Source organism: Gordonibacter pamelaeae 7-10-1-b, from assembly GCF_000210055.1.
Taxonomy (GTDB): Bacteria; Actinomycetota; Coriobacteriia; order Coriobacteriales; family Eggerthellaceae; genus Gordonibacter; species Gordonibacter pamelaeae.
On sequence record NC_021021.1, the window covers coordinates 1614644 to 1624116 of the forward strand.

Annotated in this window: 14 protein-coding genes and 1 pseudogene; 13 read left to right on the top strand and 2 right to left on the bottom strand. The window is 64.2% G+C overall.

All coding sequences use genetic code 11. The features are described from left to right. Positions 1 to 10: 10 nt before the first annotated feature. Together GPA_RS07490 and GPA_RS07495 are read right to left on the bottom strand one after the other, a co-directional pair. The gene (locus GPA_RS07490) at positions 11 to 451 is read right to left on the bottom strand and encodes a hypothetical protein (protein WP_041239249.1); all 441 of its coding nucleotides are present in this window, start codon (positions 449 to 451) and stop codon (positions 11 to 13) included. A 90-nt stretch (positions 452 to 541) separates the two neighbouring features. Then, positions 542 to 1129 carry a hypothetical protein gene (locus GPA_RS07495; protein WP_015539483.1) on the bottom strand — a complete coding sequence of 196 codons (588 nt, stop codon included), beginning with the start codon at positions 1127 to 1129 and terminating at the stop codon, positions 542 to 544. 161 nt (positions 1130 to 1290) lie between these two features. Between GPA_RS07495 and GPA_RS07500 the strand changes: the two genes are divergently transcribed. The 13 genes and pseudogenes from GPA_RS07500 to GPA_RS07560 form a co-directional block, all read left to right on the top strand. Beyond that, entirely contained in the window at positions 1291 to 1938 is a 648-nt protein-coding gene (locus GPA_RS07500) for a LexA family protein (RefSeq protein WP_015539484.1), read from the top strand. A gap of 396 nt (positions 1939 to 2334) precedes the next feature. After that, positions 2335 to 2553: a translation initiation factor IF-1 gene (infA, locus tag GPA_RS07505; RefSeq protein ID WP_009306918.1), complete on the top strand. Its 219-nt coding sequence runs from the start codon at positions 2335 to 2337 to the stop codon at positions 2551 to 2553. A gap of 137 nt (positions 2554 to 2690) precedes the next feature. Next, positions 2691 to 2804, top strand: a complete 114-nt coding sequence (rpmJ, locus tag GPA_RS07510; protein ID WP_006363204.1) for a 50S ribosomal protein L36 — start codon at positions 2691 to 2693, stop codon at positions 2802 to 2804. A gap of 18 nt (positions 2805 to 2822) precedes the next feature. After that, complete coding sequence (gene rpsM, locus GPA_RS07515) at positions 2823 to 3191, top strand: 30S ribosomal protein S13 (RefSeq protein ID WP_041239254.1); 369 nt, start codon at positions 2823 to 2825, stop codon at positions 3189 to 3191. A 10-nt stretch (positions 3192 to 3201) separates the two neighbouring features. Next, positions 3202 to 3600 (top strand): 30S ribosomal protein S11, encoded by a 399-nt coding sequence (gene rpsK, locus GPA_RS07520; protein WP_041239256.1) that lies wholly within the window; start codon positions 3202 to 3204, stop codon positions 3598 to 3600. 19 nt (positions 3601 to 3619) lie between these two features. Beyond that, on the top strand, positions 3620 to 4246 hold the full coding sequence (gene rpsD, locus GPA_RS07525; RefSeq protein ID WP_041239257.1) for a 30S ribosomal protein S4: 627 nt from the start codon (positions 3620 to 3622) through the stop codon (positions 4244 to 4246). Between the two features lie 29 nt (positions 4247 to 4275). Beyond that, positions 4276 to 5226: a DNA-directed RNA polymerase subunit alpha gene (locus GPA_RS07530; protein WP_041239258.1), complete on the top strand. Its 951-nt coding sequence runs from the start codon at positions 4276 to 4278 to the stop codon at positions 5224 to 5226. Positions 5227 to 5239: 13 nt separating this feature from the next. Continuing rightward, a complete protein-coding gene (rplQ, locus tag GPA_RS20505) occupies positions 5240 to 5809 on the top strand; it encodes a 50S ribosomal protein L17 (RefSeq protein ID WP_015539485.1) in 570 nt (189 codons plus the stop codon). Between the two features lie 211 nt (positions 5810 to 6020). Next, positions 6021 to 6299 (top strand): hypothetical protein, encoded by a 279-nt coding sequence (locus GPA_RS07540; protein WP_015539486.1) that lies wholly within the window; start codon positions 6021 to 6023, stop codon positions 6297 to 6299. 197 nt (positions 6300 to 6496) lie between these two features. After that, the gene (locus GPA_RS07545; protein WP_015539487.1) at positions 6497 to 6748 is read left to right on the top strand and encodes a hypothetical protein; all 252 of its coding nucleotides are present in this window, start codon (positions 6497 to 6499) and stop codon (positions 6746 to 6748) included. A 118-nt stretch (positions 6749 to 6866) separates the two neighbouring features. After that, complete coding sequence (locus GPA_RS07550; protein WP_015539488.1) at positions 6867 to 7232, top strand: hypothetical protein; 366 nt, start codon at positions 6867 to 6869, stop codon at positions 7230 to 7232. Positions 7233 to 7327: 95 nt separating this feature from the next. Next, positions 7328 to 9052: an MFS transporter gene (locus GPA_RS07555; RefSeq protein WP_083808978.1), complete on the top strand. Its 1725-nt coding sequence runs from the start codon at positions 7328 to 7330 to the stop codon at positions 9050 to 9052. Positions 9053 to 9194: 142 nt separating this feature from the next. Next, positions 9195 to 9473 (top strand): annotated as a pseudogene (locus tag GPA_RS07560) (energy-coupling factor transporter transmembrane component T family protein); the annotation flags it as partial.

Below are 9473 nucleotides of genomic sequence, written 5' to 3' on the forward strand. Positions count from 1 at the left end.
TCGGTTCCTTTCATCGGTTTGTCTGGTACTTCAAGGTCAGTTCCGCCTTCCAGTCGGCATAGTCGGCCGCCGACTCGGCGCGGTAGGGCAGCGTGTCCAGGGACAGGTCCCAAGCTGTGCGGCCCTCGCCCAGTTCGACGTCTGCTTCCGCGAGCGACGATGCCAGGCGTTCGAGCAGGGCGCGGGCGTCGAGCCGGTCCTGGTCCTCCAGGGCCTGCCGACGCAGCAGCAGGGCGAAGCGGTAGTTCTCCACGCGGCCTCCGTCCAAGTAGCGGCGCTCCACGGGAGTGCCGTCGAGGGTTTGCATCGTGATGCAGGGAAGCCCCTGGGCATCCGTGGGCGTCTGCTCGTAGGTGCAGGAAGCCACGCCGGGATCGCCTTCTACAATCGTCTTCAGCACACTGAACACGCAGGTGGCGACATCGGCCTGGGCCGTGCGGGAGTCCGTCAATCCAGTCACCTCCTTTCCGGGGGTATCGCGTTTCGCTTGTTGCGCGCTCGCCGGGTGGGCGCTCGCGGTGGTCATAGGATGCCGGAGGTGTCACCCGTTTCGCCGGCCTGCCTTCCGGGGGTTCGCACCCGTCTTCTCACGCATGCGCCTAAGGCGGGTTTTGGCGGCGTCGTAGCGCAGCTTGAGCACGCGGTACTCCCATTCCTCCACTTCCGCGAGGTAGCGCGCCTCCTCGATGCGCGGCTTGCCGTCCGGTGTGGCGGAGACGAGCCGCTTGACGGGGTGGGGCGGCAGGCGCTTGGACTGGCGCTCGGCCTCCGTCTTCTCGTAGACGGCGCGCTCGGAGGGCGCCATGGCGGCAAGGGCCTCGGCACAGGCCCGCTCGCGCCCCCGCAGCTGCTCGCGCATCGTGCAGATGCGACACCATCCGGTGCGGCTGTTCAAGCGGGTTCTCCACGTAGCGCAGTGGTCGCACCAGACGAAGGAAGACCCGTCGCACCGCACGTCGAGCCCGAGCCGCCCGGCCGCCTCCTCCACCGAGGCCTCCGTGCGGCCGAGCGCCCGGCCCAGGTTCTCGGGGGAGAGGATTCCCGCAGCGTTTGCCAGGTACGTCTCCTCGGCCTCGGTCCAAGGGCGCAGGGCGTCATCCTGCTCGCCCACTGCTGCCGTTACGTTCATGCGCAGTCCTTTCTGCTGGTCAGGAATCGAAAGGGGCACGACGTTGAGCGTAAGAATTATAGTTGCGTGCTGCGGAAACTATAATTAAACTTATACTAAAAGTAAAGTTAAAATATTGTAGAATATAGTCGAAAGGAACCCTGTGGAAGAAAGTGGACGTCATGGAATTGGGCAGCAATATAAAGCGCTTGCGGGTCGAGCACTGCTTGACGCAGGGGGAGCTGGGGAAGATCGCCGGCGTTTCCCCGATGGCGGTCTCCCAATGGGAGAACGGCCGGGCCGTCCCGCGTATGGGCGCGATACAGCGCATGGCCGACTATTTCGGCATCAGCAAGAGCTCCCTCATCGACAACGCGGCGGATGGCTTCGTGGCAGGCTCCGTCCATTACGAGGTCACGTCGCTCACCGCCCCCGTGTACGGGCGGATATCGGCAGGCGACGCGCTCGAGATGCTCCCCGTGACCGAGGAGGCCTACGTCATCCCGCCTGTCGCCGAGAGCCATCCGGACGGCTTCTTCCTCACGGTGTCGGGCGACTCCATGGACAAGATCATGCCGAACGGCTCGCTCGTCTATTTCGACAAGAGCGCCGAGGTGCGCAGCGGCGATATCGTGGCGGTCACGGTGAACGGCGATGACGCCACCATGAAGCGCATCTTCTTCGCAGGCGACACTATCGTGCTCCACCCCGAGAGCAACAACCCCTCCCACCGCGACCGCTCGATCGACGCGAGCGACCCCGATGCGCCCCAGGTGAGGATCCTCGGCAAGGCCGTGTGGCACTACCTGGTGAACGACGAGCGGCTGTAAAAGGCTTCGTCGCGGAAACCCGCCGGGGCGCACGCCGGCTGTCCGTCCGCTTCGCAGGCGGCGCTGCAAGGTCGTCGCCTGCGGCGCGTGGTCTTTTCCGCCCGCCGCTTGACCGGGCGCCGGAAACCCTTACAATAGTGCCATCGACAGCGGCGTCGCACGGCGGCCCGTTTCCCCCAAGCCGACAAGGCGGCTGCGCGTAGCGCGAATACCTGGCGGTCCCGTTTCTTGGGCGAGGATCGCGCGGCATCGAACCGCACGCCTGGCAAGCAGGTGACTTCGAACCAGCGGGTTTGTTGGTGTTGTGCGCTCGTTTATTTTTCTTCTCCCTTTCCCTGGAACTTTTGGTATCATCTATGGTTGCTGTTTAGTGACGATTTGCTTGAAGGAGCACTTTTGACCAAAGAAGATGTTATCGAGCTCGAGGGGACCGTCCTGGAGGCGTTGCCGAACGCTATGTTTAGGGTGGAGCTCGAAAATGGCCACAAGATATTGGCCCATATCTCCGGCAAGATGCGTATGCACTACATCAAGATCCTCCCGGGGGACAAGGTGACGGTGGAGCTGTCCGTCTACGACTTGAACCGCGGGCGCATCACGTACCGCTTCAAGTAAGCGCGCAAATCTGCACGGCCTGTGAACCAGGTGTGCGCATTTTGTGTGCCATGCGGCACACAACAAGCACGAAAACAACCGCCTGCGGCTGGGCGTATGAATAGACTAAGGTACACATAAACCGAAAGGAATTGATTATGAAGGTACGTCCTTCGGTCAAGAAAATGTGCGACAAATGCAAGATCATCCGACGCCATGGCAAGGTGCTCGTCATCTGCGAGAACCCGCGCCACAAGCAGCGTCAGGGCTAGGAAAGAGGAGAATCATCTATGGCTCGTCTTGTTGGTGTCGACCTTCCTCGCGACAAGCGCGTTGAAATCGGCTTGACCTACATCTACGGCATCGGTCTGACCACCTCCAAAAAGATACTCGCCGAAACCGGCGTGGATCCCGACGTCCGCATCAAGGACCTCACGGAGGACGATCTGACCAAGCTGCGCGACTACATCCAGGAGAACATCAAGGTGGAGGGCGACCTGCACCGCGAGGTTTCCCAGAACGTCAAGCGCCTCATGGAGATCGGTTGCTATCGTGGCCTGCGCCATCGTCGCGGCCTGCCCGTTCGCGGACAGCGCACGCACACGAACGCGCGTACCCGCAAGGGTCCTCGTAAGCAAATCGGCGGAAAGAAGAAGTGAGGTAGCTTAAGTGGCAGCAAAGAAAAACGTGCGCACGCGCATCAAGCGTTCCGAGCGTAAGAACATCGCCGTGGGCGCCGCGCACATCAAGTCTACGTTCAACAACACCATTGTGAGCATCACCGATCCCCAGGGCAATGTGATCTCCTGGCAGTCCGCCGGCACGGTTGGCTTCAAGGGCTCCCGCAAGTCCACGCCGTTCGCCGCGCAGATGGCCGCCGAGGCCGCCGCGAAGACGGCCATGGAGCATGGCCTGCGCAAGGTGGCGGTGTTCGTCAAGGGCCCGGGTTCGGGTCGCGAGACGGCCATCCGCTCGCTGCAGGCCGCCGGCCTGGAAGTCTCCAGCATTCAGGATTGCACACCCATTCCGCACAACGGTTGCCGTCCGCGCAAGCGTCGTCGCGTGTAACTGAAAGGATCGAAGTATTATGGCTCGTTATACTGGAGCGGACTGCCGTTTGTGCCGTCGTGAAGGTGCGAAGCTCTTCCTGAAGGGCGACCGCTGCTACACGGACAAGTGCGCGATCGAGCGCCGCAACTACGCGCCCGGCGAGGCCGGCAAGAAGCGTATCAAGGAAAGCGAATACCGTCTGCAGCTGCGTGAGAAGCAGAAGACCAAGCGCATCTACGGCGTTCTGGAGAAGCAGTTCCATCACTACTACGAGATCGCCGGCCGCCAGCAGGGCGTCACGGGCGAGAACCTGCTGCGCATCCTCGAGAGCCGTCTGGACAACGTGGTGTACCGTCTTGGCTTCGCGAAGTCGCGCGCCGAGGCTCGTCAGCAGGTGCGTCACGGCCATATCACCGTGAACGGCCGCCGCGTGGACATCCCGTCGTTCCGCGTGAAGGCGGGCGACCTGGTGGCCGTGGCCCCCAAGGCCAAGGACCTGCTGGTCATCAAGAGCGCGCTCATCTCCAACGAGCGCGTGCAGGTGCCGGCCTGGCTCGAGGTCGACATCGAGAAACTGCAAGGCAACGTGCTTGCTCTCCCGCAACGCGATCAAATCGATCTGGACATTCGCGAACAGCTCATCGTCGAACTTTACTCGAAATAATCGCGGCATAGTAAGGAGGCTTACACAACATGACAGAGTTCATGAGGCCTACGGTAACAACGGAAGAAGTCAACGAAACTGTCGCGCGTTTCGTCGTGGAACCGCTCGAGCGTGGGTACGGCTACACGCTGGGCAACTGCATGCGCCGCGTGCTGCTCTCGTCGCTGGACGGGGCGAAAGCCACCGCTATCCAGATCGAGGGCGTGCAGCATGAGTTCACGACGGCCGAGGGCGTCATCGAGGACATCACGGACATCGTCTTGAACGTGAAGGGCCTCGTGTTCTCGGCACTCAACGAGGATATCGAGGAGGCCACGGCCCATGTGTCCGCCGAGGGTCCCTGCACGGTGACGGGTGCCGACCTGGACATCCCCACCGAGTTCACGCTGGTGAACCCCGAGCACGTCATTGCCACGGTCGCCGATGGCGGCCAGCTGGACATGACGATCCGCATCGGGGTGGGTCGCGGCTACGTGTCCGCGGAGCGCAACAAGCGCACCGAGGACCCCATCGGCGTCATCCACGTTGACTCGTTGTTCTCGCCGGTCCGCCGGTGCACGCTGAACGTCACCGACACCCGTGTGGGTCAGCGCACCGACTACGACAAGCTCGTGCTGGAGGTTGAGACCGACGGCTCCATCGCGCCTTCCGAGGCCGTGTGCCGTGCCGCCAACATCATCAACCAGTACATGGGGGCGTTTTTGGGCCTGTCCGACATCGTGGACGAGGAGGAAGGCGAGGTTCCTTCCATCTTCGCTCCCGAGGGGCAGGAGTCCAATGCCGAGCTGGACAAGCAGATCGAGGACCTGGACCTTTCCGTCCGCTCCTACAACTGCCTGAAGCGCGCCGGCATCCATTCCGTCCGCCAGCTCGTCGAGTTCTCCGAAAACGACTTGCTGAACATTAGGAACTTTGGTGCGAAGTCCATCGAGGAAGTGAAGGACAAGCTCATTTCCATGGACCTCAATTTGAAGCTTTAGGAGATACGAGATCATGAGACACTACAAGAAGGGGCGCAAGCTGGGCACCGACACCAGCCATACCAAGGCCATGAAGAAGAGCCTGGTGTGCGCGCTGCTGGCGAACGACCGCATTAAGACGATCGACTCGCGCGCCAAGGAGATCCGCCCCGACGTTGACAAGATCATCACGTGGGCCAAGCGCGGCGACCTGCATTCCCGCCGCCTTGCCATCGCGGCGCTGGGCGACAAGGAACTCGTGCGCGAGATCTTCGAGAAGGTCGCGCAGGGCATGTTCCAGGACCGCCAGGGCGGCTACACCCGCATCATGAAGCTGGGCCCCCGCAAGGGCGACGACGCCCCCATGGTCATCATGGAGTTGGTGACCGAGCCGGTGAAGGCGAAGAAGGACGAGGCCAAGCCCGCCGCCAAGAAGGCTGTGAAGAAGGCCGCCCCGAAGAAGGTCGAGAAGGCCGACGACGAGGCGAAGGCCGAGGAGACCAAGGTCGAAGCCGAGGAGGCTGCCGACCAGGCCGAGGAAGCCGCCGCCGAGAACGCGGAGGCCGCCGAGGCCGAGGCTGTGGAGAAGGAGAAGGCCGAGTAGCCTTTCCCCAACCTGCACATAAGCACGTATTCGAACGGGAGCCCACGGGCTCCCGTTTTGCATGTGGCGGCGCTTGGGCAAGCGCCGCCACCAACGCGTCAAGGACGCGTTTTCCCGCGGTTGCACGGCGGTTCCGCGCACTGGACTACCATAGGGGGAGCGGGCATGCGACTCGGCCCGCCGGTAATCCGCAGCAAGGAAAGAGGCTCTTATGGAAGACCGTGGAACCGCAGACGGGAAACCGGCAACCGACGGCAAGATGAACGTGGCATGGCACATGAAGGACATGGCGGGCGAACTGCAGCAGCACACGCAGGACGCGTTCAGCGACGTGGGCGACCATGCGCAGGGGCTTGCCGGCGAGGTGGCGCACCACTCCCAGCAGGCTGCGGTCGAAGTGCGCCATGAGATACCCGTGCTCATCGAGCACGTGAGGGATACCGTGATCAACCTGTTCGGCAACGTGCGCCACGGCGCGACGCGGAAGTGACGGGCTTGCCGCCCGCTGGCGTGCCTCGGTAGCGCCGCACCGCTGCCCAGCCGATGCATCGGACGCCGTCTCTTGCCACGAATCCAAGCGTTGCGCGTTCGTCAGCGCGCGGAAACCGGCCCTGTCGGGGCGGTGGCTACAATAGGCTGGACAGCTAATCTTCCCCTGGCGGGATTCCCGACGAAAGGAGCCGTACCATGGCCGAGACCACGACGAAAGAGGATATCCGCATCGACGCGGACGAAGCGGACGAGCTGAACCGCGAGGCGGCCGACGACCTCGAGAGCATCGAGCGTGCCGTCAAGCAGGAGGCCGAGGAGCACGTCGAGGCCGTCGATGGCGACGGCAACGAGAAGGAGTCCGTGGAGGCCGCCGCCACCGCGTTCGACTTCGACGAGGCCGAAGGCGAGACGGAGCGCCTGGCCAACGACGCGTCCGAGCGCGACTAGGGGGAGCCGGCACCTCTGTGCGCGAACTGTTGCGGCGCCGTTTTCCCCCGGAAGCCGACGCCGCGCATCCCATCCCTAGAATGGGGATGACACAGAACCTTCCCGAAAGGAGACCAACATGGTCGATCAGGCTTACAAGACGGGCGACGCGTCCGTCGATATGAAGAACGGTGCGAAGGACATGGCCCACGACGTGAAGAACAACGTGAAGGATGCCTTCCACGAGGCGAAGGCGGGCGTGAACGAGCGCCGCGCCGAGGACGCCGCCGCCGACCGCGAGCACCAGGTGGCGCAGCAGACGGGCAGCACCGACGGCGCCATTCGCGCGCAGCAGCACGAGAACCGCAAGGACCAGAAGTCCGAGGGCTTCATGGAGTCCGTCAAGGAATCGCTCGGCAAGGCCGGCGAGGCCATCAAGGAGGCTGCCGTCGACGCCAAGGACAACGTGAAGCAGGGTGCCGAGAACATGAAGGAACGCATGTAGCGCCCACGCGCGCCCTTGCCCCTCCGAAGCCCGTAGCATGAGCTGCGGGCTTCTCTTTTCCATCCGTTCGGCCGCACCGTCTGAAAGGCAGTTCCATGGGTTCTTCCGCTGCATCTCCCTCCCCGAGCCGGGCCGTTCGGGCCGGGCATGGCAAGGGATTCGTCCTGATCGCCGTCGTGTACCTGCTGGGCCTGTTCATCGGCGCGCTCGACACCGGCATCGTCACGCCCGCGCGCACCGTCATCCAGGGCGACCTCGGCATCACCGACCAGATGAGCGTGTGGATCATCACCGTCTACACGCTGGCTTACGCCGCGGCCATCCCGGTGATGGGCAAGCTGGCCGACCGCTCGGGGCGCAAGCGCATATACCTGGTCAGCATCGCGCTGTTCGGTGCGGGGTCGCTTTTGTGCGGCCTTGCGCAGGACGTGGGAAGCTTCTGGATGCTGTTGGGCGCGCGAGCCGTGCAGGCGGTCGGCGGAGGCGGCATCGTGCCGGTGGCCACCGCGGAGTTCGGAACCACGTTCCCTCCCGAGAAGCGCGGGTTGGCGCTGGGCCTGGTGGGCGGCGTCTACGGCATCGCCAACATCTTCGGCGCATCGGCCGGCAGCTTGATGCTCTCGCTGTTCGGCCAGACGAACTGGCAGTTCATCTTCTACGTGAACGTTCCCATCTGCGCGGCCATCGTCGCCGTGGGGGTGTTCGTGCTGCCGAACACGCGTGCCGAGGAGGTGAAGCCCATCGACGGCTTTGGCATCGCGGTGCTCGTGACGATGGTGCTCGCGCTGCTGTACGGCCTGAAGAACCTCGATTTCTTCGACGTGGGCGCTTCCGTCGCGTCGACGGACGTATGGCCGTTCCTGCTGGCCTTCGTCGTGTTGCTGCCGCTGTTCGTGCTCATCGAGCGGAGGGCGGCCGACCCGGTGCTGAACCTGTCGTACTTCCGGAACCGCGACATCCTCGTCACGCTCGTGCTGTCGGTGATCACGGGCGTCATCCTGATGGGGATCATCTTCATCCCCCAGTTCGCCGAGAACGTGCTGAAGCTGCCCTCGGGCAGCGGCGGCTACGTGGTGATCGTCCTCGCGGCGTTCGCGGGCGTGGGAGCCCCGGTATCGGGCAAGCTCATCGATCGGTTCGGCGTGAAGGCGGTCCTGGCCTTCGGGCTTGCCGCCTCGGCCGCCGTCGCGCTGTTCCTGGCGCTCGTGGCCACGCGGTTCGCGAACCTGGTGACGCTTATCGTCAGCCTGGTGGCCATCGGCATCGGGATGGGGTTCACCATCGGCACGCCGCTCAACTACATGATGTTGGCGAAGACGAAGGAGAGCGAGTCGAACTCGGCGCTCGCAACTCTGTCGCTCGTGCGCTCGGTGGGGACGGCGGTGGCGCCTGCGGTGTTGGTGGCGTTCATCGCGCATGCGGGCATGGCGGTGCCCGACCGCATCATGGGCGTGCTGCCCGACGTGCCGAACGGGCCCTCGATGGCGCAGTTGGCCAGCGGGGAGGGCGGGGGAGCGGGACTGCCGGCCGACCTGCAGCAGCTGATGGAGAATTCGGACGTGACGACGATCGTCGGCAACGTGAAGACGCTGGCGAAGACCGAGATCGAGCAGGAGGCGACGGCCGCCGGGATGCCGTCCGAGGCGGTCGATGCCGCCGAGGACCAGTACCTTGCCGCCATCGACGAGCGGGCGGGGACCATCGAGGACACGTTCCAGAGCACGCTGGACGAGGGATTCCGCGGGGCGTTTCTGCTGGTGGGAGCGTGCTCGCTGGTTGGCTTGGCGCTGCTCGCGCTCTATCGGGAGGACCGCGGTTAGCGCGGGCATGGGCGCGGGAGCGGGCGCGGGAGCGGCGAGCGTGCGGAGGAGCGACGCGGCTGCTGACGGCGCCTTCCGTTGAACGCGCGGAATTGTCACCCCATGCGCGGCGGGCGGCCGGCACTTGTGGCATACTGCCAGCATGCGCATCAACGTCAGCTCCTACATCCCCGGAACCTCTGTTGTCCACGCGTGCGATGCGCGCGTGAAGATCGTGCTGCTCGCGGCGTACTCGGTCACGCTGTTCCTCGTGGACACATGGGCGGGGCTGGTGCTGTGCGCCGCGCTGTTCGCGTCGGCAGCGGCTTCGTCGGGCATTCCCCTGCGGCGGTTCTTCGCGCTGCTCGTGCCCGTGTACGTGCTCGCGGCGTTCGCGGTCGTGTTCAACGGGTTCGCCTTCGATGTGGGCCAGGCGGCTCCG